General features: G+C 66.3%; 19 protein-coding genes and 3 pseudogenes. 16 read left to right on the forward strand and 6 right to left on the reverse strand.

Features of this window, described 5'->3' with window-relative positions; all coding sequences use genetic code 11:
- The first annotated feature begins 15 nt into the window (after positions 1-15).
- Together kce and QO058_RS11335 are read left to right on the forward strand one after the other, a co-directional pair.
- The gene (kce, locus tag QO058_RS11330) at positions 16-948 is read left to right on the forward strand and encodes a 3,5-dioxohexanoate:acetyl-CoA acetone transferase (RefSeq protein ID WP_057191367.1); all 933 of its coding nucleotides are present in this window, start codon (positions 16-18) and stop codon (positions 946-948) included.
- 96 nt (positions 949-1,044) lie between these two features.
- Positions 1,045-2,685, forward strand: coding sequence for a Na+/H+ antiporter (locus QO058_RS11335; protein WP_284172110.1), 1,641 nt, complete (start codon positions 1,045-1,047; stop codon positions 2,683-2,685).
- Positions 2,686-2,694: 9 nt separating this feature from the next.
- On the opposite strand, the gene tam is transcribed toward QO058_RS11335, so the two are convergent.
- Positions 2,695-3,477 carry a trans-aconitate 2-methyltransferase gene (gene tam, locus QO058_RS11340; protein ID WP_284172111.1) on the reverse strand — a complete coding sequence of 261 codons (783 nt, stop codon included), beginning with the start codon at positions 3,475-3,477 and terminating at the stop codon, positions 2,695-2,697.
- Between the two features lie 44 nt (positions 3,478-3,521).
- Positions 3,522-4,226, reverse strand: a complete 705-nt coding sequence (locus tag QO058_RS11345; RefSeq protein ID WP_284172112.1) for an SDR family oxidoreductase — start codon at positions 4,224-4,226, stop codon at positions 3,522-3,524.
- Positions 4,227-4,357: 131 nt separating this feature from the next.
- Here QO058_RS11345 and QO058_RS11350 point away from each other — a divergent pair, with 131 nt between their 5' ends.
- The 5 genes and pseudogenes from QO058_RS11350 (at position 4,358) to QO058_RS11370 (ending at position 6,746) form a co-directional block, all read left to right on the forward strand.
- Positions 4,358-5,227, forward strand: a complete 870-nt coding sequence (locus tag QO058_RS11350; protein ID WP_284172113.1) for a LysR substrate-binding domain-containing protein — start codon at positions 4,358-4,360, stop codon at positions 5,225-5,227.
- Positions 5,228-5,276: 49 nt separating this feature from the next.
- Positions 5,277-5,969: a TetR/AcrR family transcriptional regulator gene (locus QO058_RS11355; RefSeq protein ID WP_284172114.1), complete on the forward strand. Its 693-nt coding sequence runs from the start codon at positions 5,277-5,279 to the stop codon at positions 5,967-5,969.
- Positions 5,920-6,180 (forward strand): annotated as a pseudogene (locus tag QO058_RS11360) (GFA family protein); the annotation flags it as partial. The gene QO058_RS11355 and the pseudogene QO058_RS11360, both read left to right, overlap by 50 nt.
- A gap of 109 nt (positions 6,181-6,289) precedes the next feature.
- Positions 6,290-6,445, forward strand: a complete 156-nt coding sequence (locus tag QO058_RS11365; protein WP_284173093.1) for a hypothetical protein — start codon at positions 6,290-6,292, stop codon at positions 6,443-6,445.
- Positions 6,438-6,746, forward strand: a complete 309-nt coding sequence (locus tag QO058_RS11370) for a DUF6958 family protein (RefSeq protein WP_284172115.1) — start codon at positions 6,438-6,440, stop codon at positions 6,744-6,746. Before QO058_RS11365 ends, QO058_RS11370 begins: the two co-directional genes overlap by 8 nt.
- A 2-nt stretch (positions 6,747-6,748) precedes the next feature.
- On the opposite strand, the gene QO058_RS11375 is transcribed toward QO058_RS11370, so the two are convergent.
- Together QO058_RS11375 and QO058_RS11380 are read right to left on the reverse strand one after the other, a co-directional pair.
- Positions 6,749-7,879: an aminotransferase class I/II-fold pyridoxal phosphate-dependent enzyme gene (locus tag QO058_RS11375; protein ID WP_284172116.1), complete on the reverse strand. Its 1,131-nt coding sequence runs from the start codon at positions 7,877-7,879 to the stop codon at positions 6,749-6,751.
- A complete protein-coding gene (locus QO058_RS11380) occupies positions 7,876-9,051 on the reverse strand; it encodes an amidohydrolase (protein WP_284172117.1) in 1,176 nt (391 codons plus the stop codon). Before QO058_RS11380 ends, QO058_RS11375 begins: the two co-directional genes overlap by 4 nt.
- A gap of 65 nt (positions 9,052-9,116) precedes the next feature.
- Here QO058_RS11380 and QO058_RS11385 point away from each other — a divergent pair, with 65 nt between their 5' ends.
- Complete coding sequence (locus QO058_RS11385) at positions 9,117-9,941, forward strand: AraC family transcriptional regulator (protein ID WP_284172118.1); 825 nt, start codon at positions 9,117-9,119, stop codon at positions 9,939-9,941.
- A gap of 11 nt (positions 9,942-9,952) precedes the next feature.
- Here QO058_RS11385 and QO058_RS11390 read toward each other — a convergent pair whose 3' ends face one another.
- Positions 9,953-10,663: an outer membrane protein gene (locus QO058_RS11390; protein WP_284172119.1), complete on the reverse strand. Its 711-nt coding sequence runs from the start codon at positions 10,661-10,663 to the stop codon at positions 9,953-9,955.
- 209 nt (positions 10,664-10,872) lie between these two features.
- On the opposite strand from QO058_RS11390, the gene QO058_RS11395 reads away from it, so the two are divergent.
- From QO058_RS11395 to QO058_RS11410, 4 genes are all read left to right on the forward strand, one after another.
- Complete coding sequence (locus QO058_RS11395; RefSeq protein WP_284172120.1) at positions 10,873-11,898, forward strand: YihY/virulence factor BrkB family protein; 1,026 nt, start codon at positions 10,873-10,875, stop codon at positions 11,896-11,898.
- Between the two features lie 113 nt (positions 11,899-12,011).
- A complete protein-coding gene (locus QO058_RS11400) occupies positions 12,012-12,383 on the forward strand; it encodes a DUF423 domain-containing protein (protein WP_284172121.1) in 372 nt (123 codons plus the stop codon).
- 88 nt (positions 12,384-12,471) lie between these two features.
- Positions 12,472-13,368: an acetylglutamate kinase gene (gene argB, locus QO058_RS11405; protein ID WP_284172122.1), complete on the forward strand. Its 897-nt coding sequence runs from the start codon at positions 12,472-12,474 to the stop codon at positions 13,366-13,368.
- A 249-nt stretch (positions 13,369-13,617) separates the two neighbouring features.
- The gene (locus QO058_RS11410) at positions 13,618-14,382 is read left to right on the forward strand and encodes a pyrimidine 5'-nucleotidase (protein ID WP_284172123.1); all 765 of its coding nucleotides are present in this window, start codon (positions 13,618-13,620) and stop codon (positions 14,380-14,382) included.
- Here QO058_RS11410 and QO058_RS11415 read toward each other — a convergent pair.
- Positions 14,373-15,708 (reverse strand): annotated as a pseudogene (locus QO058_RS11415) (8-oxoguanine deaminase). The gene QO058_RS11410 and the pseudogene QO058_RS11415 overlap by 10 nt on opposite strands.
- Before the next feature lie 270 nt (positions 15,709-15,978).
- Here QO058_RS11415 and QO058_RS11420 point away from each other — a divergent pair.
- From QO058_RS11420 to QO058_RS11435, 4 genes and pseudogenes are all read left to right on the forward strand, one after another.
- Positions 15,979-17,568, forward strand: a complete 1,590-nt coding sequence (locus QO058_RS11420) for an ABC transporter substrate-binding protein (RefSeq protein ID WP_284172124.1) — start codon at positions 15,979-15,981, stop codon at positions 17,566-17,568.
- 162 nt (positions 17,569-17,730) lie between these two features.
- Positions 17,731-19,347: an ABC transporter substrate-binding protein gene (locus QO058_RS11425; protein WP_284172125.1), complete on the forward strand. Its 1,617-nt coding sequence runs from the start codon at positions 17,731-17,733 to the stop codon at positions 19,345-19,347.
- A 283-nt stretch (positions 19,348-19,630) separates the two neighbouring features.
- Positions 19,631-20,642, forward strand: a pseudogene (locus QO058_RS11430) (ABC transporter permease subunit).
- Between the two features lie 40 nt (positions 20,643-20,682).
- Positions 20,683-21,588 carry an ABC transporter permease subunit gene (locus tag QO058_RS11435; protein ID WP_284172126.1) on the forward strand — a complete coding sequence of 302 codons (906 nt, stop codon included), beginning with the start codon at positions 20,683-20,685 and terminating at the stop codon, positions 21,586-21,588.
- The last annotated feature ends 3 nt before the right edge of the window (positions 21,589-21,591 follow it).

A 21,591-nucleotide genomic window follows, 5' to 3' on the forward strand; every position in this document is an offset into this window, starting at 1 on the left:
CGAAGGACGTAACGCATGGCCAAGAACCGCAAAGTCATCATCACCTGCGCCGTCACCGGCGCGATCCACACCCCGTCGATGTCTCCCTATCTGCCGGTGACGCCGGAGGAGATCATCGACGCGGCCGTCGGCGCGGCCGAGGCCGGAGCGGCGCTGGTCCATGTCCATGCCCGCAACCCGGTGACCGGCCAGCCCGACCAGTCGCCGGAAGCCTTCGAGCCCTTCCTCAAGGTGATCAAGCAGCGCTCGAACTGCGTCATCAACATCACCACCGGCGGCGCACCGACCATGCTGGTCGAGGAGCGGCTCAAGCCCTGCGCCCATTTCAAGCCAGAGGTCGCCTCGCTCAACATGGGTTCGATGAATTTCGGGCTCTACCCGATGCTGAACCGCTTCAAGGAGTTCAAGCACGACTGGGAGCGGCCCTATCTCGAGGGCTCGAACGACCGCGTGTTCAAGAACACCTTCAAGGATATCGAGAATATCCTGACGACCTGTGCCGAGAACGGTACGCGCTTCGAGATCGAGTGCTACGATATCGGCCATCTCTACACGCTGGCCCATTTCGTCGACCGCGGGCTGGTGAAGCCGCCCTTCTTCGTCCAGTCGGTCTTCGGCCTGCTCGGTGGCATCGGCCCGCATCCCGAGGATGTCGCCCATATGAAGCGGACCGCCGACCGGCTCTTCGGCGACGACTATCACTGGTCGGTGCTCGGCGCCGGCCGCCATCAATTGCCGATCGCGGCGATGGCGGTCGCGATGGGCGGAAACCTGCGCGTCGGCCTCGAGGATTCGCTCTGGCTCGGCCCGGGCCAGCTCGCCAAGTCGAACGCCGACCAGGTCCGCGCCGCCCGCAAGATCATCGAAGGCCTCGGCCTCGAGATCGCGACGCCGGACGATGCCCGCGAGCAATTGCAGCTGAAGGGCGCCGACAAGGTCGCGTTCTGACAGGTCTCAACTCGCGTCCGGCGAGGTTGGCTCGTCGGATGCGGGTAGGATAAAGCTCGCGCCGACCCCAGAGCGAACCGGGCCGGCAGCGCAGGCATGCACACCTTCACCTTCATCCTGATCCTGGTCATGGCCGTGGTGGCCTCGCAGCCGCTCACCCGGTTGTTCAGGATCGTCCCGCTCCCAATCGTCCAGATCGCGCTCGGCGCGGCCCTGGCCTGGCCGACCTCAGGCTTCCACACCAAGATCGAGCCGGAGCTCTTCCTCCTGCTCTTCATCGCGCCGCTGCTCTTCGCCGACGCCTGGGAAGCGCCCAAACGCGAATATCGCCGGCTGCTGCGGCCGATCCTGTCGCTGTATTTCGGCCTGGTCTTCTTCACCACCCTCGGCTGCGGCCTTGCCTTGCACTGGCTGGTGCCTTCAATGCCGCTGCCGGTGGCCTTCGCGCTCGCCGCGGTGCTCTCGCCGACCGATGCGGTCGCGGTCTCCTCCATCGTCGACAAGGAGAGCGTACCGAAGGACCTGATGCATATCCTCGAAGGGGAATCGCTGCTCAACGACGCCTCCGGCCTGGTGATCTTCCGCTTCGCCACCGCCGCGGCGCTGACCGGCAGCTTCTCGCTCTGGCAGGCTTCGCTCGCCTTCCTCTTCGCCGTCGCCGGCGGCATCGCCGCAGGCCTGCTCGCAGTCATCGTGGTCTCCTGGGCGCTCAAGCTGCTGGCGAAGTTCGACCGGATCCCGCCGGAGGCGCAGGTCCTGGTCGTGATGTTCCTGCCCTTCGCCGCCTTCCTCGCGGCGGAGGCCGTCCATGCCTCGGGCGTGCTCGCAGCCGTCGTCGCCGGTCTCACCGTCGGTCGCACGCGCACCGCCAACCAGCTCAGCGTTTCCGCCTACATGCTCGCCCATTCGTTCTGGACGATGCTCGCCTTCCTCCTCAACGGCACGCTCTTCGTGGTGCTCGGCCTGCAATTGCCGGCGATCATCCGTGCCGTGCCGCCGGCACTGACCAGCTCGCACTGGCTCTGGCAGCCGCTCGGCATCATCGTCGCGCTGACGCTCTGCCTGATCCTGCTGCGTTATCTGTGGATCACAGTTGCTGTCGCAGCGGGGCGTCTCGTCAGCCGGCTCAGGCGCGAGGTTCCGTTGAACGCCACCCTGCGTATCCGTCTTGCAAGCTCGATCGCGGGCGTGCGCGGCGCCGTCACGCTGGCCGGCGTCCTGTCCTTGCCCGTGCTCGCACTCGACGGCTCGCCCTTTCCAGGACGCGACGTCGCGATCTTCCTGGCCGCCGGCGTGATCCTGCTCTGGCTCGTGATCGCCAGTGTCGGGCTGCCGCCGATCGTGTGCGGGCTCGTTGTCGGACACGCCGCTCATGCCACCGAGGTGCGCAGGGCGCGCATCACCGCCACTGAAGCCGCGATCGCCCGCCTGGAGGGCGTTGCCCATCGTGGTGGTACCGACGGCGCCGCCACTGTCGACCAGGCTGTGGCGGAAGGCCTGATCGCGACTTACCGGCGCCGCCTCGCCTTACTCGACGACGGCAAGATGCCACAGGAGGAAGCGGTAACGCTACAAAGGGCCGAGGGTGCCTTGCGCCATGCCGCCCTGGCGGCGGAGCGCGAGGCCTTGCGCCGCCTGCTCAAGAGCGGCGACATCGACGACACCACCTTCAACGCGCTGGCGCACGAGCTCGCTTTGCACGACGTGCTCGCCGAGGCCAAGGCCAGATCCCGCTGACTGCCGGCGCTACGCCCGAACCGCGAGGATGAACAGGCGCGGAAAGCGGAGCAGGACCTTGCCGTCCGGCTCGACCGGATAGGTTTTGGCGATCTTCTCGCGGTAGCGCGCGAGGAAAGCCTCGCGCTCCCCCACCGGCAGTGGGTCGATATAGGGCTTGAGGCCCGTGCTCTTGAACCACTCGACGATCGCATCGTGGCCGGCGAGCGCGTGGACATAGGTCGTCTGCCAGATATCGACCTGGCAGCCGGCCTCCATCAGCCAGCGCCGATAATCCGAGAACGAACCGATCACCGCCTTCGATTCCCGCGCATTGGCGAGACGATGAGCCCACGGCCCTTCGGCCGCGGCCTCGTCCATCGAAACATGCGAGGGTTCGCTGAGGTTGTTGGGCATCTGCACGGCGAGCGTGCCACCGGGCGCCAGTGACTGCGCCAGCCGCGCGAACAAAGCGGGATGGTCGGGGATCCATTGCAGCGCTGCGTTGGCGAAGATCAGGTCGTAGCGCCCGTCCGCCGACCAGGTCTCCAGATCGGCCAAGGTGAACGAGAGCTGCGGCAGGCGCTTGCGCGCCTTATCGAGCATGTCCGGCGAGGAATCGAGACCTTCGACCTTGGCATCCGGAAAGCGGGCGGCGACCAGTTCGGTGCTGTTGCCCGGCCCGCAGCCGAGATCGATACAGCGCTGCGGGTTGGTGAGGCGGACCCGCTGGATCAGGTCGAGCGGTGGGCGCGTCCGCTCGTCCTCGAAGCGCAGATACTGGTTCGCATCCCAGTCGACCTTGCCCGTCATCGCGCCTGCTCCGTCCGTCCATCCGGCGCCGACGGCCTACGCCCCTAAAGCGAGCGCATCAAGCCGCCATCGACGCGCAGGTTCTGGCCGGTGATGTAGCCGGCACCGTCCGAGGCTAGGAAGGCGATCGTCGCGGCAATCTCCTCGCTGGTGCCGTAGCGCTGCATCGGCACGCCGTCGCGGCGCTCGTCGGTCTGCGGCAGCGAGTCGATCCAGCCCGGCAGGACGTTGTTCATGCGCACGTTCTGCGCCGCATACTGGTCGGCGAAGAGCTTGGTGTAGGCGGCGAGCCCGGCCCGGAACACGGCCGAGGTCGGGAAGTTCGCCGCGGGCTCGAAGGCCCAGGCCGTCGAGATATTGATGATCGCGCCATTCTTCTGCGCGGCCATCACCGGCGCGACCAGCCGGGTCGGCCGGATCACGTTCATCAAGTAGACGTCGAGACCCGTATGCCATTGCTCGTCGGTGATCTCGGTGATCGGCGCGCGCGGGCCGTGGCCGGCGCTGTTGACCAGCACGTCGATGCGGCCGAAGCGCTCCAGGGTCGTGTCGACCAGGCGCTTCAGGTCGTCGTTCGACTGGTTCGAGCCAGTGACGCCGAACCCGCCGAGCTCCTTGGCCAGCGCCTCGCCCTTGCCGGAGGAGGACAGGATCGCAACCTTGAAGCCGTCCTGCGCCAGCCGCTTCGCCGCAGCCGCGCCCATGCCGCTACCGCCGGCGGTAATTATTGCGACTTTTTCTCCTGCCATAGGACGCTCCATCATTCTGCGAAGGACATATGGATGCTGCGAACTATAGCGCCCATTGTGGCCTTTCTCGCATTAGCCGCATAAACTCGCCAGCCAGTTGGTCAGCGTCATATCGATAGAAAAACTACTGGATGATCGAGACGCAGCAGCGCCTGCCGTCGCTCAATGCGCTGCGCGCCTTCGAGGCGGCGGCGCGGCATCTCAACTTCCGCGCCGCGGCCGATGAGCTCGGCGTGACGCAAGGCGCGGTCGCGCAGCATGTCCGCGGGCTGGAAAGCGATCTCGGCCTGAAGCTGTTCGAGCGCCAGCCGCGCCTGCTCGCTTTGACAGGCGCCGGGCGCAGCTATGCGACCCATGTCGCCCGCGCCTTTGCCCTCCTGGTCGAGGCGACCGACAACCTTCGTCCGCAGCCCTTGCGGTTGACGATCAGCGCCACGCCGAGCATCGCGGCGAAATGGCTGGTGCCGCGACTGCCTGATTTCACCGCCGCCCATCCGCAGCTCGAACTCAACATCCTCGCCAGCGATGCGTTGGCGAATTTCCAGTCGGATGGCGTCGACATCGCCATTCGCCAGGGCCGCCCGCCCTTCGGACCCGGCCTGAGCGCCGACCTGCTGTTCGAGCACGAGATCGTCGCGGCCTGCCAGCCCGCCATGCGTCCCGCCGAGGAAGACCTGGCGCGCCTGCCATTGCTGCGCGACGGGCACGATCTCTGGCCGGAATTCTTCGAACGCGCATTGGGACGGTCACTGCCGCTGACGATCCGCAGCACGCGCTTCAACCAGACCGCACTCGCGATCGATGCCGCGATCGCTGGTCAGGGCGTCGCGCTTGCCAGCCGCTTCCTGGTCGAGCCCGACCTTGCCGCCGGCCGCCTCGCTTTGGCGACGCCGGCCAGCATGCGCGGCGGCCTCGACTTTTACGTCGTCAGCGCCCGCAAGCCGCGGCACGCCGAACCGACGGTGCAGGTCAGGGCTTGGCTGCTCGCCCAGCGAGGTTGATCAAAAAGAAGTCACTTGCAACATACCAACTGAATGGTATGTATATGCGATGCCACGGCCAACCAAACAGTCGCCCGAACGCGGCAGCGCCCGCACCCGGCTCCTCGAAGCGGCGCGCGACGTCATCCGCGCCAAGGGCTTCGCCGCCACCAGCGTCGACGACCTCTGCCGTGCCGCAGACGTCACCAAGGGCGCGTTCTTCCATCATTTCGCCAGCAAGGAGGCGCTCGGCGTCGCAGCGGCGGAGTTCTGGACGCAGGAGGTCACCCCCTTCTTCGCAGCTGCGCCCTATCACAAGCCGGCCGACGCGCTCGACCGCGTCCTCGCCTATGTCGCCTTCCGCAAGGCGATCATCGCCGGCGATCTCTTCGAATTCACCTGCCTCGTCGGGACGATGGCGCAGGAGGTCCATGCGAGCGCACCCGACATCCGCGACGCCTGCGGCCGCAGCATCTTCGGCCATGCCGCGACGCTGGAAGCCGACATCGAACAGGCCCGCCAGGAGCGCGGGATCACAGCTGGCTGGACCGCCGAGAGCCTGGCGCGACACACCCAGGCCGTCCTCCAGGGCGGCTTCGTCCTGGCCAAGGCCGGCAACGAGCCCGAGCTCGCGCGCGAAAGCCTCGATCACCTCGACCGATACATCCGGCACCTTTTCCACGTCGCGGAGGATTTGGAGCATGAGCCAGCGCATGACGATCAGCTGTGCCTGCGGGCATACGCGGCTCGAAGTCGAGGGTGAACCGATCCTCGTCTCCGAATGCCTGTGCCACAGCTGCCGGGCGGCGGCGGCCCGGCTCGCCAAACTGCCGAATGCGAGGAGCATCCTGACCGCGTACGACGCGACGCCAACCGCCGAATATCGCAAGGACCGGATCCGGTTCGTCTCCGGCGCGGAAACCCTGCGCGAATTCCGGCTGTCTCCTGATGCCGGCTCGCGCCGCGTGGTCGCGACTTGCTGCAACACGCCGATCTTCCTGGAGATGAAGGGCGCGCACTGGCTCAGCCTCTATCTGCATCTCTGGCCCGAGGCGGCCCGCCCGGAACGCGACGCTGCGGACCATGACCGGCGACCTGCCCGACGCCTCGGCCCTGCCGGCCGACATCCCGAACCTGAAGACCCACACGGTCTCGTTCTACATGAAGCTGCTCGGCGCCTGGATCGCCATGGGCTTCCGCAATCCGAAGATCACCACAGCGGGGACGATCGATGCCTGACCACAAGATCGAGATCGAGAACGTCAACGTCAACAAGCCCGGCAAGTCCGAGCGGGTCGACCGCGCCAAGTATCTGGCGATGCGCAAGGCGCTTCTGTCGGTCCTGCCGGACGAGGCGCCTGGCCTGACCGTGCCCGATGCGAAAGAGGCGCTGCTGCCGCTCCTGCCGGACGATGTCTTCCCGCAGGGCAATACGGCCGGCTGGTGGCTCAAGGCCGTCCAGCTCGACCTCGAGGCGAAGGGCGTGATCAGGCGCGCGCCGCGCAAGCCGGTGCATCTCTACCGGCTCGGGACGGCCTGAGCTCAACCCGTCTCGGCGAAGGCCGTCGCCAGCGCTGCCGCTGCCTCGTCGAGCTCGGCGGTCTCATGCGCGGCGCTGACCTGGAGCCGCAACCGCGCCTCGCCCTGCGCCACGATCGGGAACGAGATCGCCGGAGCGAAGACACCAGCCCGGATCAAGCGCGTGGTCATGGCGCGCGCCCGTTCCTCGCCGCCGACCTTCACGGCAGTGATGGCGCTGTCGCTGTCATGACAGGCGAGCGCATAGAAGCGCAGCGCCTCGCGTAAATGAGCGACATTGCGCCAGAGCCGCTCGCGCGGGCCGGGATCGTCGCGGCAGATCTTCAGCGCGGTCAACGCCGTCGCGGCATTCGCCGTCGTCATCCCCATGGTGAAGATCCAGCTGCGCGACTGCGCCTTGAGCTTCTCGGTCAGAACGCGCGGACCGGCGACGAAGCCGCCGCTGGCGCCGCCCAGCGCCTTCGACAGTGAGCCGGTCAGCAGCATGTCGGGCGCGCCATTCGCAAGGCCGCAGAGCGGCGCGGTGCCGGCGCCACCTGGCCCGACCACGCCGGTCGCATGCGCTTCGTCGATCATCAGCAGCGCATCGAACTCGCGCGCCAGCGCCTGGATCTCAGAGAGTGGCGCGGCGCCACCCTCCATGCTGAAGATGCCGTCGGTGACGATGAGGCGTCGCTTCGCCCGCCTCGTACCCTCCAGCGCCCGGCGCAGACCCGCGACATTGCGGTTCTCGTAGGCCTCGACATCGGCGCGACTCAGGCGGCAGCCATCGATAATGCTGGCATGGTTCAGCCGATCCGAGATGATGACGTCCCCCGCTCCGACCAGCGTCGTCAGCACGCCGCCATTGGCACTGCCGCCGGAGGAGAACAGCGCCACCGCCTCGACGCCGAGGAAGGAGGCGAGGTTCTCGGCCAGCGCCTCGTGCAGCGGTGTCGTCACGAAGACCGGATAGATGCCGGTCCCGGTACCATAGAGCCGCATCGCCTCATTGGTCGCGGCGAGCACGCGCTCATCGGTCGAGAGGCCGAGATAGTCGTTGGCGCCGAGCATGATCGTGTCGACGCCGTCGAGCAGGATGCGCCCGCCGCAGCGGCGCTCGATCATCCGGCGGGTCGGGACATGCGCGTTCATGGCGCGGCCTTCGGCAGCGCGCCCGCGACGAGGTTCTGCCAGTAGCGCAGCACATGCGGGACGATTGCGTCGTTGAAGACATAACGGTCGCCGTGCAGCCCCTCGCCGGGACCGACCTCGCCAGCGCCGATCCAGGCATAGCAGCCACTGGCGGCGCGGATCATGAAGGCGAAGTCCTCGCAGCCCAGGCTCGGCTTGAATTCGGCCATGACGTTCTCCGGCCCGACAGCCACAGCTGCCGCCCGCGCCGCCAATGCCGCCGCCTCGACTGTATTGATCACCGGCGGATAGCCGCGCTTGTAGCCGAGCGCAGCGGTGACGCCATGCGAGGCGGCGACGCCCTGCGCGATCTCGCCGATGAGCTTCTCGCAGAGATCGGACAACGCCGGATCGAAGAAGCGGCAGGTACCCTGCAGCCAGACCTCCTTCGGCACGATATTGCCGACATTGCCGCCATGGACCTGGGTCAGGCTGACGACGATCGGCGTCTGCGGATCGACGGCACGCGAGACGATGCGCTGCAGGCTCTGGATGAAGGCGCCGGCGGCGAGGATCGGATCGTCGCCGAGATGCGGCATGGCGACATGGGCGCCGAGCCCGGAGAAGCGCAGCTCGAAATTGTCGACCGCCGCCATCTGCGCCCCGACCCGGGCCGCGATCGTGCCGAAAGGCACGCCCGGCCAGTTGTGCACGGCATAGACCGCCTCGACCGGGAAGCGCTCGAACAACCCTGCCTCGATCATCCTCATGCTGCCGCCCTCGTTCTCCTCGGCCGGCTGGAAGATGAAATGGACGGTGCCGTCGAATTCAGGGTTCTCGCTCAGGAGTTTCGCGGCTCCGAGCAGCATGGCGCTGTGGCCGTCATGACCGCAGGCATGCATCACGCCCTCTTTCTTCGAGGCGTAGGGCAGGCCAGTACGCTCGATGACGGGCAGTGCGTCGAGCTCGGCACGCAGGCCGATCGCGCGCGTGCCGGAGCCGGCGCGCAGCGTGCCGACGACGCCGGTGCCGCCGATGCCCTCCTGCACTTCGAGACCGAAGGAGCGCAGCTTGTCGGCAACGAAGCGGGCGGTCTCCACCTCCTGGAAGCCGAGCTCGGGATTGGCGTGGATGTGATGGCGCCAGGCGACGACCTCTGGTGTCAGCGCGGCGATCGGGTCATTGTGCAGCATGGTTCTCTCCTGTCCCACATGGATTAGGAGAGTGGACCGGGCAACGTCTTGAACCAGATTGACCGATGAATGAGCCGCGACAGGAGAGTCAGGAATTCTGGCGCCACGCCGCCTTCCGCGAGCTCGGTCTGCTCAAGGCGCGCTTCCGTGAACATCGTTATGACCGCCACACCCATGACGGCTACGTCATCGCGCTGATCACCGAGGGCTGCGAGCGCGTGCGCGTCGGCCGCCAGGAGGTGCTGGCTCCGGCCGGCTCGGTGCTCGTCGTCAATCCGGAAGAGTGGCACGATGGCGAGGCCGGTGCCGATGAAGGCTGGGCTTACCGGACCTTCTATCCCTCGGTGGCGCTGTTGTCGGAGATCGCGACCGAACTCGGGCAGACGCATCTGCCGCTCTTCCCGCAGGCCCTGCTCGACGATCCCGAGCTATGTCGACTGCTCACCGCGGCCCATACGGAATCGGCCTCGTCGGAAGCCACCCGCGCGGAAACCTCCCTGCTCACCGCGCTGCGCCGACTGATCCTGCAGCATGGCGACAATGATCGGCCGGCCGAGCCGCTCGACCGCTCCGGCTCGCAGCGCCGCTTCTCACGCTATGAGCAGCTGATCGAGGACGGGCTCGCTGGCGAGATCGACCTGCAAGGGCTCGCCGCGGCCGCCAGCGTCACCCGCTTCCAGGTCATCCGCGACTTCAAGAAGCTGACCGGCTCGACGCCGGCCACCTTCATCCGCGACCGCCGCCTGCGCCGCGCCAACCGGCTGATCCAGGAGGGGCTGAGCCTGGCGGACGCCGCCTTCGCCGCCGGCTTCGCCGACCAGAGCCATCTCTCGCGCAGCTTCCGCGCCGTGCATGGCATCACGCCAGGCATGTTCCGCAAGGCGGGCTGAGGCGCCTGCTCTCAGAACTTGTAGGCGAGGCTGGCGCGCACCGCATGCGCCGACGGCTCGTGCTCGACCGTGCGGCCGAGATAGGCGCTTAGCCCCACATGATCGAAGCGGCCATAGTCGGAGTAGCGATAGTCGACACCGAGGATGATATTGTCGGTCACGGCGTAGTCGACGCCACCGCCGACCGTCCAGCCAGTCCTGGAGGAATTGATCGTCTCGGTCAGGCCCGCCAGCGGGCTGACATAGGCATATTCGAGCTTGGTGAAGGCCACGCCGCCGGTGGCGTAGACCATGATCCGGTCGAGGCTGTAGCCGAGACGGGCGCGCACCGAACCCTGCCAGTCCTGTCGCACGCGGACGGTGCCGCCGAGATCGCCCTTCCCTTCATGGGCGTTCACGCCTTCGATATCGCCCTCGACGCCAACAACGATCGAGCCGAGCTGGTAGTTGAAGCCGACACGGGCGCCGCCGATGAAGGAGGACGGGCTGTAGTCGAAGGAGCGGCCGAGCGGCGCGCGGCCGGCGGTCGCGAATTCGCTGGCCCGGTCGGAGCCCCAGGAATAGCCGACCTGGCCGCCGAGATAGACGCCGCTCCAGTTGTAGAAGGTCGGCAGTTCCGGCGCCGGCGGCAGAAGGCCCTTTTTGGAGAAGTCAGCCGCCAGGGCGGCGCCGGCACCCAGCAGGGTGATGGCCGCGACGGTCGCTCGGAGAAGCGTCTTCATCAAAATCTCGGCTCGAACAACGGCTGCTTCCGGCGGGTGATCCAGCCGGCGCTGCGATGGCGTCAGGAGCGGCATTATGAAAATGTTAAGGTTAACGAACCTCTAAGCGGCCCCGCTTCCGCGCGCCCTCCCGGAACGAAAACGCCTGCCGCAACGTTGCCAGCGCGACGGAGCTGTCTAGGATCGACTGCCCCTGGACCGGAGCGCGCATGGCCTATTTCAAGCGACTGACGGGCGCCGCCGGGCTCGCGGCTGTGGTCGCCGGCTACGTCCACGGCCTGGTCTCAAGGCGGGTCGGCGAACCCTTGCGTCAGGCCCGGCGTGGCCAAGGCGCCGCGAGCCCGATCGCTCTGCCCTGGCGCGGCTGGAAGGACGTCCTGCTGCGCTTCAGCACCCGCATCCAGGAAGCGCGCGTGCTCTCGCTCGCCGGCGCCGTCGCCTTCTTCACCCTGCTCTCGCTGGTGCCGGCCTTGTCGTTGCTGGTGACGCTCTACGGCATGCTGACCGATCCGGCGACCATCGTCGGCCAACTCGACGACGTCACCATCGTCTTCCCGCAGGCGGCACGCGAGCTGATCCGGGAGCAGGCCATGCGGCTGGCAGGCCAGAATGTGACCAATCTCTCCCTGACCTTTCTGATCAGCTTCCTCGTCGCGGTCTGGAGCGCGAACGCGGCAATGAAGGCGGCTTTCGACGCGCTCAACATCATCTATGGCGTGCGCGAGCAGCGCGGCTTCATCCGCCTCAACCTGATCTCGCTCGGGACGACGCTGAGCGCACTCTTCGTGCTGATCCTGGCGCTGTCCCTGATCGCCAGTCTGCCGGTGGTGACTGCGCTCTTTCCCTTCGGCCACGAGATCGAGGTCGTGATCCGCTGGCTGCGCTGGCCCGCCTTCTTCCTGGTCGGCATCACCGCGATCGGCTGCCTCTATTGGATCGGCCCGGACCGCAAGCTGCCGCGTTTCGCCTGGGTGCTGCCTGGCGCTGTCGCCGCGGCGCTGCTCTGGGTCGCGGCCTCCGTCGGCTTCTCCTTCTATGTCAGCACGCTCGGCCGCTACACCGCGACCTATGGCTCGCTCGCCACCATCGTCGTGTTCATGACCTGGCTCTGGCTATCCGCGATCATCGTTCTCGCCGGCGCCGAGCTCAATGCCGAGCTCGAGCATCAGAGCCGCTATGGCTCGGCGCCCGCGCCGGTGACGCAACTCACCCGCAACGCATCGGGACGAGACTGAATCGCAGCTGGCGCACCATGCCACAGCCGCGGATGCTTGACCTCGCCCGCGGCTACGGCATCTGTTCGCCCTCACACCAAGGCCCCGCCCACGGCTAACGACATGGACCCGTCATGATCACCGCCACCCGCATCCACCTCACCATCGCCATGCTGATGGGGCTCGCCGGCGTGACGCTGCTCGCGGCCGGGACGCATGCCGGTGGTTCCGACAACGTCCAGACCGCCGGACAGATGCTGCTCTTCCATGCGCCTGCGGTGATCGCCGCCTGCGCGGCGCGGCGCGCCGAATTGCTCGCCGACTGGCCGGCGCGCCTCGCGATCTCGCTCGTGATCCTCGGCGTCGCGCTCTTTTCTGCCGATCTCTCCGTGCGTGGCTTCCATGGCGAGCGACTGTTCCTCGGTGCCGCACCGGCCGGCGGCTTCATGATGCTCGCTGGCTGGCTCGGGCTGGTTATCGCCGCTTTGTTCGCCAGGCGCGCCTGACCGGCATCGGCGCGCTTTCACAGCCTTCCTTCTTCCGCTAGAACGCGGCGCGGCGCAGCTGCCTCCTGCGCCTTCGCGGAGCCTGCCGATGAACGCGCCTCACAATCTCACGCCCTCGCAAGCCGCCGAGCTGCTGGTCCAGGCGCTGCCGCACATGCAGCGCTACGACCAGGAGGTGATCGTGATCAAATATGGCGGCAACGCCATGGGTGACGCCGCCACCGCCGAGGATTTCGCCGAGGACGTAGTGCTGCTTGAGCAGTCCGGCCTGAAGCCGGTGGTCTGCCATGGCGGCGGCCCGCAGATCGCCCGCATGCTGGAGAAGCTCGGCATCAAGTCCGAGTTCAAGCAAGGCCTGCGCGTCACCGACGCCGCGACCGTCGATGTCGTCGAGATGGTCCTCGCCGGCTCGGTCAACAAGGAGATCGTCGGCTACATCTCGCGCGAGGGCGGCAAGGCGATCGGCCTCTGCGGCAAGGACGGCAACATGGTCCTCGCCCGAAAGGCGACGCGCACCATCGTCGATCCCGATTCGAAGATCGAGCAGGTGCTCGACCTCGGCTTCGTCGGCGAGCCCGAGACGGTCGACACCACCGTGCTCAAGGCGATCCTGAAGGAAGAGCTGATCCCGGTGCTGGCGCCGGTCTGCGCCGCCGCCGACGGCCAGACCTATAATGTCAACGCCGACACCTTCGCCGGTGCGATCGCGGGCGCCCTCGGCGCCAAGCGCCTTTTGCTGCTCACCGACGTGCCGGGCGTGCTCGACAAGGACAAGCAGCTGATTCCGGAGCTCACGATCGAGCAGTGCCGGCGCCTGATCGCCGACGGCACCATCTCCGGCGGCATGATCCCGAAGATCGAGACCTGCATCTACGCGCTGGAAAAGGGCGTCGAGGCCGTTGTCATCCTCGATGGCAAGGTTCCGCATGCAGCGCTGATCGAGCTCTTCACCGATACCGGCTCGGGCACGATCATCCGGAAGTGAAGCGCGGGGAACCCCTCTCCCGGATGGGAGAGGGGCAGGGGTGAGGGATCGCCGCTGGTTATTGGGGCGAAACGGCGCCGTTGCGTCTTCTGCGGACAGGGCAGGCCCTCATCCGGCGCTCCGCGCCACCTTCTCCCATACGGGAGAAGGCAAGAACTCGCGGCTCCCTCCTATGGAGGACCTCATCGTCGCAACCACTTTGCAAGCATCTTGCATGTCATGATGGTGCCCCCCACATGACATGCCCCCATGAACCAGAACACGACCATTCCAGCCACTGCCATTCCGCTCCTGCCGGAGCAGGCGGCGTTCGGCCATGTCGACCACTGGATCTTCGACCTCGACAACACGCTCTATTCGCATGAGGCGCAGGTCTGGCCGCAGGTCAATGAGCGGATCACCCTGTACCTGCTCGAGCTCTTCGGTCTCGACGGTCTCTCCTCGCACGAGCTGCGCCGCTATTATTACGAGCGCTATGGCACGACGCTGAACGGGCTGATGTCGGAGCACGGCGTCGATCCCGGCGACTTCCTCGCCTTCGCCCACGACATCGACCTGTCGCTGCTCGATCCGAATCCCGATCTCGGCGAGGCGATCGCGGCCCTGCCCGGCCGCAAGCTGATCCTGACCAATGGCTCGCGCGGCCATGCCGAGAATGTCGCCGGCAAGCTCGGCATCCTCCATCACTTCGAAGACATCTTCGACATCGTCGAGGCCGGCTTCCTGCCCAAGCCCGAGCGCGCCACCTATGAGAACTTCCTCGCCAGGCATGCGGTCGATCCCGCCCGGGCGGCGATGTTCGAGGACATCGACAAGAACCTCCTCGTGCCGAGCGCGCTCGGCATGAAGACGGTGCTGATCGTGCCGCGCACGCCCGATCCGTTCCGCGAGGCCTGGGAGCAGGCCGTAGTCGAGGCCGGCCATGTCGATTTTGTCACCGACGATCTGACCGGCTTCCTGAAGCCGCTGACACGGCCGGGCGAAACCCTCCCGGTCTCCGGCCTTCAGCTGTAGCGCCTTGCCGCTGCGCCATGAGCGCGGCGCAGGGATGCCAGATCGAGTCCCGGAATCTCGCCGTCGATCACGCGCCAGCGCCCGCCGATCATGACGCGGTCGGCGCGATTGGCGCCGCATAGCACCAGCGCTGCGATCGGGTCATGCGCTCCCGAGAAGCGCAATTCGTCGAGCTTGTAGAGAGCGAGATCACCCTGCAGGCCGATAGCTATCCTGCCGATATCGGCGCGGCCGAGGCAGCGGGCCGAACCCTCAGTCGCCCAGCGGATCGTATCGCGCGCCGTCACCGCGCTTGCGCTTTTGTAGTGCAGCCGGTTGACCAGCAGGGCGTGGCGCAGCTCCTCCATCAGGTTCGAGCCGTCATTGGAGGCCGAACCGTCGACGCCGAGACCGACCGGCGCACCCGCCGCCTCGAGCTCGCGCGTCTTGCAGAAGCCCGAGGCGAGCACGCCGTTCGAGGTCGGGCAATGGCAGACGCCGACGCCGGCCTTGCCGAGCCGCTCGCATTCCTCGCAGGAGAAATGGATGCCATGCGCCAGCCAGGTCTTCGGCCGCATCCATCCGACGTCCTCCAGCAGGTCGAGCGGGCGCTTGCCATAGACCTCCAGGCAATAGGCGTCCTCGTCCTCGGTTTCCGCCAGATGCGTATGCAGCGGCGCGTGGAAGCGGGCCGCGAGCTCGGCCCGACCTCGCCATCAGCAAGGGCGTCACCGAGAATGGCGAGCAGGGCGCGAGCGCGATCTGCACCATGCTGCCGGGTTTCGGGTCATGGAACAGGCCGAGCACCCTCTCGCTGTCGGCAAGAATGGTGTCCTCGTCCTGCACCACTTCATCGGGCGGCAGGCCGCCATCCTTCTGCGACAGGTTCATCGAGCCGCGCGAGATGGTGACGCGGATGCCGAGCGCCCGCGCCTCCTCGACGGCGATGTCGACGGCATTCTCCAGACTCGCGGGGTAGAGATAGTGGTGGTCAGCCGCGGTGGTGCAGCCGGAGAGCATGAGCTCGACCAGCGCAGCGCGCACCGCGAGGCGCAGATCTTCCGGCCGCAGGCGCGCCCAGAGCGGATAGAGCGCCTTCAGCCAGGGAAAGAGCTCGCGATCGATCGCGGCGGGATGGGCACGGGTCAGCGTCTGGTAGAAATGGTGGTGGGTGTTGATCAGCCCCGGCAGCACGACGTGATCTGAAGCGTCGAAGCTCTCGGTCACGGGCAGCGCCGGATAGGCGCCGCTCGCGACGAGCTCGACGATCACCCCATCCTCGACCACGATCCCGCCCTCGGCATTCTCGGCGAGGATGGCGAGCGGGTTCCTGATCCAGATGCGCATGGCGGGTCCGGCGCTGCGTGATTCTCCAGCAATGACATAGGCTTGGACAGTGGCGAAGACCAGCCTTGCCCGCTGGGTCTTCCGGGTGAGGTTTTCCGCGCCTGCACTGCTAAAACGCACGTTCAGCGTGAGCGCTGGCGGCTGTTCGCGCCCGCCAACTTTCAATAAGCTGTTGGCAAGGCGGCCCACGGTATTTCGTTCGCGAGGCTTCCGGTCCAACGGGGAAAACGTTCGCCTTGCGAGGCGAAGCGTGGCTCAAGGAGAGATCCCATGAAGAAATTGTTGCTGGCGACGCTGTCGGCCTCCGCGCTGATGGCGGCGCAGCCCTTGGCGGCCAAGACGCTGGTCTATTGCTCGGAAGGCAGCCCGGAGAATTTCGCGCCGAGCGTCAACACCACCGGCACGTCCTTCGACGCCAATACCCAGATCTACGACACCGTCGTCCAGTTCGAGCGTGGCGGCGTCAAGGTGCAGCCAGCCCTGGCGGAGAAGTGGGACATCTCGCCTGATGGCCTGACCTACACCCTCCATCTGCGCAAGAACGTGAAGTGGCACACGAACAAGAACTTCAAGCCGACGCGCGATTTCAACGCCGACGACGTGATGTTCATGTTCGAGCGGCAGTGGAAGGAGGCGCACCCCTATTACAAGGTGACCAGCTCGAACCACTCGTACTTCAACGACATGGGCATGCCCAAGCTCCTGAAGTCGGTCGAGAAGGTCGATGACTACACCGTCAAGATCACGCTGAACCAGCCGGAAGCGCCGTTCCTCGCCGACCTCGCCATGCAATATGCCGGCGTGCAGTCGAAGGAATACGCCGATGCGATGCTGAAGGCCGGCACGCCCGAGAAGCTCGACCAGGAGCCGGTCGGCACCGGCGCGTTCTATCTGGTGCAGTACCAGAAGGACGCGATCATCCGCTACAAGGCCTTCCCCGAGTACTGGGCCGGCAAGGCCAAGATCGACGACCTGATCTTCGCGATCACGCCTGACGCCTCGGTGCGCTGGGCCAAGCTGCAGAAGGGCGAATGCCATGTCATGCCCTATCCGAACCCGGCCGATCTCGACGCCATCAAGAAGGACGCCAACGTCCAGATCCTGGAACAGCCGGGCCTGAACATCGGCTATCTCGCCTACAACACCGCCAAGAAGCCCTTCGACGACGTCAAGGTTCGCCGCGCGGTCAACAAGGCGATCAACAAGAAGGCGATCATCGACGCGGTCTATCTCACCAGCGGCGTTGCGGCGACCAACCCGATCCCGCCGACGATGTGGTCCTATAACGAGACCATCAAGGACGATCCCTTCGATCCGGAGGCGGCCAAGAAGGAGCTGGCCGATGCCGGCTACCCGAACGGCCTCGAGATCGACCTGTGGGCGATGCCAGTGCAGCGTCCCTACAACCCCAACGCCAAGCGCATCGCCGAGCTGATGCAGGCCGATCTCGCCAAGGTCGGCGTCAAGGCCGAGATCAAGACCTTCGAATGGGGCGAGTACCGCAAGCGCCTGCAGGCAGGCGAGCACCAGACCGGCATGTTCGGCTGGACCGGCGACAATGGCGATCCGGACAACTTCCTGCACACGCTGCTCGGCTGCGACGCCTCCAAGAACAATGGCGGCAACGTCGCCAAGTTCTGCTACCAGCCCTTCGACGAGCTGGTGACCAAGGCCAAGACGATCACCGACCAGGCCGAGCGCGAGAAGCTCTACCGGCAGGCGCAGGTGATCTTCAAGGAGCAGGCGCCCTGGTTCACCATCGCCCATGCGGTCCAGCTCAAGCCGGTCCGCAAGGAGGTCATCGACTTCAAGCTCTCGCCGTTCAGCCGCCACGTCTTCTACGGCGTCGACATCAAGTAAGCTCGGCGAGTGAGCCTCCCCGTCATCCCGCGCCGGCCATCGGTGCGGGATGACGCCGACCAACGGCGCGGCCGCATGGCCGCGCTCCTCCGGGACCGGAAGACGATGGGGCATGCAGCTTCGCGCCCGATCCGGCTCCAGCCTGCCTCTCGAGAGATCGCCATGTCCGGATCCGCCCGCCCCCTCGCTCTGGCATTGGGCCTCGGCGCCCTGCTGCTGCCCGCCATCGCCAGCGCCCAGGCGCTCGTTATCTGCTCGGAAGCCAGCCCCGATTTCCTCAATCCGCAGTTCAGCAGCCAGAACACCGCCTATGACGTGGCGGCGCAGATCTATGAGCGATTGACAGCGACGCAGCGTGGCGGCTCGCAGATCATCCCGAGCCTGGCCGAGTCCTGGACGATCTCGGACGACGCGCTGAGCTACACCTTCAAGCTGCGCAAAGGCGTGAAATGGCACGCCAATAAGAGCTTCACGCCGACCCGCGAACTCAACGCCGACGACGTGCTGTTCTCGTTCAACCGCATGTTCGATGCGAGCCACCCCTACAACAAGGTCGGCAGCGGCAATTACCAGTTCTTCAGCGAGATCGTGAAGCCGAGCCTGAAGGCCGTCGAGAAGGTCGACGACCTCACGGTCAGGCTCGTCCTGACCAAGCCGAACGCGCCGCTGCTCTCAGCACTCTCGGTCGAGCCGATGTCGATCCTCTCGGCCGAATACGCCGCGGCGATGAGCAAGGCCGGCACGCCCGAGCAGCTCGACTTCGCCCCGATCGGCACCGGCCCGTTCTCGCTGCTCTCCTATCAGAAGGATGCGGTGATCCGCTTCAAGGCGGTACCCGACCACTGGACCAAGGCCGCCGGCGACCGCGACCGCATGGCGCTGGTCAACGACCTGATCTTCGTGATCACCCCCGACGCCGCCGTCCGCTTCGCCAAGGTCCGCTCCGGCGAATGCCAGATCGCGCGCTATCCCAATCCCGGCGACCTGCCGGCGATGAAGGCGGAAGCCAGCATCAACCTGCAGCAGGGCAGCATCGCCGACCAGAGCTTCCTCGCCTTCAACCAGCAGAAGAAGCCCTTCGGCGACAAGCGCGTGCGTGAGGCACTGGCCTACGCCGTCAACATCCCGGCGATCATCGACGCGGTCTATCAGGGCACCGGCAAGCAGACGGCGGCCGCGGTTCCGCCGTCGCTCTGGTCGCACGATGCCGACCTCAAGCCGCGCCCCTATGATCTCGACAAGGCCAAGGCGCTGCTCAAGGAGGCCGGGTATCCCGATGGCTTCGAGACGACGCTCTGGGCCATTCCCGTCGTGCGCGCCTACATGCCGAACGGCCGGCGCGCCGCCGAGCTGATCCAGGCTGATTGGGCCAAAATCGGCGTCAAGGCGACGATCCAGACCTTCGAATGGGGCGAGTATCTCAAGCGCGGCCGCGCCGGCGAGCACGAGGTCGGCATGTTCGGCTACACCTGGGATTATCCCGATCCGAGCCAGATCCTGCTCTCGGGCTGGACCTGCGAGGGCGTGGCGACCGGCGCCAACCGGGCCCGCTGGTGCAACAAGGAAGCGTCGGACGCGCTGGCGAAGGCCAACACGATCACCGATCAGGGCGAGCGCAGCAAGCTCTACAAGCGTTTCCAGGAACTCTTCCACGACGATGTCGCCGGCCTGCTCTTCGCCAATGCTCAGGCTTTCACGCCGGTGCGCAAGGAGGTGAAGGACTACAAGATCCACTTCTTCGGCGGGCAGCCCTTCTACGGCGTTTCTGTCAGCAAGTGAGTTTCTGCGTCAAATAATCCCGGCGCCCGCACAGCATTCATTGCTTCGCGGGCGCCCCGATTATTCCTATTGTTGCGCTGATACGCCCGATCGTTTTTCGAGTCTTGCGTTGCGTGCGGGCGCCAACTCGCTCCCTCACTCTCACTATCCACCGCTCTTGCTACCGCGTTCTTGATCTTTGCAGCGTTCTGGTGTTTGCGCTGCGCCAGAATTCGAACTTGAATAAGACGACAGAACAGGCCGCCGAGCGACGAGACGCCCGGCCGACAAGACTGGCACAACCATGCTTCGCTTCATCCTGACCAGGGTCAGCCTCGTCATCCCGACCTTCATCGGCATCACGCTGCTGGCCTTTTTTTCTGGTCCGGCTCGTGCCGGGCGATCCGATCGAGACCATGGCCGGCGAGCGCGGCATTGACGCCGCCCGCCATGCGCAATTGCTGAAGGAGTACGGCCTCGACCAGCCGCTCCTCGTCCAGTACGGCCGCTATATCGAGCGCGTGGTCCAGGGCGATCTCGGCAAGTCGATCGTGACGCGCGAGAACGTCCTCTCCGAATTCGGCCAGCTCTTCCCGGCCACCATCGAACTCGCGCTCTGCGCCATCCTGCTCGCGCTGATCATCGGCCTGCCGGCTGGCATCATCGCCGCGGTGAAGCGAAACTCGATCTTCGACCATGGCGTGATGGGCATCTCGCTCACCGGTTATTCGATGCCGATCTTCTGGTGGGGCCTGCTGCTGATCCTGCTGTTCTCGGTGCAGCTCGGCATCACCCCGGTCTCGGGCCGGATCGCGGTGCAGTACTTCATCGAGCCGGTCACCGGCTTCCTCACCATCGACAGCCTGCTCGCCGGCGACATCGACGCCTTCTGGTCGGCTCTGTCGCACCTGGTGCTGCCGGCGATCGTGCTCGGCACCGTGCCGCTCGCCGTCATCGCCCGCATGACGCGCTCGGCGATGCTCGAAGTACTCGGCGAGGACTATATCCGCACCGCCCGCGCCAAGGGCATGGCGCCCTTGCGGGTCGTCGCTTTGCACGGTCTGCGCAACGCGCTGATCCCGATCGTGACGGTGATCGGCCTGCAGGTCGGCACGCTTTTCACCGGCGCGATCCTGACCGAGACGATCTTCTCCTGGCCCGGTGTCGGCAAATGGCTGATCGAGGCGATCAGCCGCCGCGACTACCCCATCCTCCAGGGCGGCACGCTGCTGCTCGGCATGGTCGTGATGAGCGTCAACCTCCTGGTCGACCTGCTCTACGGCCTGATCAACCCGCGCATCAGGCACGCACGATGATCGATCTTCCGTCCCTTCGCTCTCATCGGAGCCTTCGCCCATGAGCGCCGAAACCCTGCAAGTTCCCGCCACGCCCGCAGGCGCGCCGCCGCACCCCGCCCGCGAGTTCTGGAGCTATTTCAGCGCCAATCGCGGCGCGGTCGCCGGACTGATCATCATCGCGATCGTGCTGCTCTGCGCCCTGTTTGCGCCGCTGATCGCCCCGCATCATCCCAATTTGACCAACAACGCCGTCTTCCTGAAGCCGCCATTCTGGCAGGAGGGCGGCTCGCTCTCCTACCCGCTCGGCACCGACGCGATCGGCCGCGACATCCTCTCGCGGCTCATCTACGGCGCGCGGCTCTCGCTCGTCATCGGCATCGCCGTCGTCGCCATCGCCATCGTCGTCGGCATCGTGCTCGGCCTGATCGCCGGCTTCTTCAAGGGCCTCGCCGATATCGCCATCATGCGGGTGATGGACATCCTGATGACCATGCCGAGCCTGCTGCTCGCCATCGTCATCGTCGCGATCCTCGGCCCCGGCCTGATGAACGCGATGCTCGCCGTCGCCATCGTCGTGCTGCCGCACTATGTCCGCATCACCCGCGCCGCCGTCATCACCGAAGCCTCGAAGGACTATGTTGTCGCCGCGAAGGTCAGCGGCGCACAGACTATCAGGTTGATGTTCTCGGAGATCCTGCCGAATTGCGCCGCGCCATTGATCGTGCAGGCGACTCTCGGCGTCTCGACCGCGATCCTCGACGCAGCGGCGCTCGGCTTCCTCGGTCTCGGCGCCCAGCCGCCGACGCCTGAATGGGGCACCATGCTCGCCGACGCCCGTGAATTCGTGCTGCGCGCCTGGTGGGTCGTCACCTTCCCGGGCCTCGCCATCCTGATCACCGTGCTCGCCTTCAACCTGCTCGGCGATGGCCTGCGCGACGCCCTCGATCCCAAATTGAAGCGCTGATCC

The sequence above is a fragment of the Bosea vestrisii genome, from assembly GCF_030144325.1.
GTDB classification, from domain to species: Bacteria; Pseudomonadota; Alphaproteobacteria; order Rhizobiales; family Beijerinckiaceae; genus Allobosea; species Allobosea vestrisii_A.